The organism is Photobacterium sanctipauli (genome assembly GCF_003026495.1).
In the GTDB taxonomy this organism is placed as follows: Bacteria; Pseudomonadota; Gammaproteobacteria; order Enterobacterales; family Vibrionaceae; genus Photobacterium; species Photobacterium sanctipauli.
In genome coordinates this window covers 1-642 of record NZ_PYMA01000050.1, presented here as the reverse complement: position 1 = coordinate 642, position 642 = coordinate 1, and the positions used below count along the sequence as shown (strand labels likewise).

1 protein-coding gene is annotated in these 642 nt (G+C 53.7%); it reads left to right on the top strand.

Features of this window, described 5'->3' with window-relative positions:
- A partial coding sequence (locus C9I98_RS26400) for a lysophospholipid acyltransferase family protein (protein WP_211318350.1) occupies positions 1–642 on the top strand: 642 nt, incomplete at both ends.

Below are 642 nucleotides of genomic sequence, written 5' to 3'. Positions count from 1 at the left end.
CAATCAACCTGCTTGGTATTCCCACTGATGTGGTAGCGCTTTGCCCACCCCATACGGTGCCCAAAACGTCCAGTGGCAAGATCCGCCGCTCTGCATGCAAGACGTTATTCGAGGAGAACAAACTCAATGCCCCACAACGTGCGGTATGGTGGCAAGCAACCCGCTTGTTCATATCCAGTGCCAAGCCGGCTTTTACCCGATTCAAACGCTTGGCTGCAGACTGGGGATTTGCGTTCTACATGTGGCTAATTATGGCGCTATTGGCACCACCGGTATGGGTTTTGGTGGCGCTTTTGTCTTCCCGGCAAGCATGTTGGTCCGTAGCCCGTTGGGGGGCCAGAATGCTCATGAAACTCACCCGGACCAAAATGGAGATCACGGGTATCGACAACCTACCCAGTGGTGATTCCCCCTACTTGGTTATCGTCAACCATGCCAGCTACCTTGACGGCCTGGTACTCTTGGCAGCAACCGGTAAAGACCATCAATTCGTCGCCAAATCCGAACTCAAAGATAATTTCTTTGCCCGAACCTTCCTCGAAAAACTGGGAACCCATTTCGTCGAACGGTTTGATACCCAAAAAAGCCTCACCGACAGCCGGCAGTTGGCCGGCTTTGCCGACAGCCCGAGCCCACGAGACA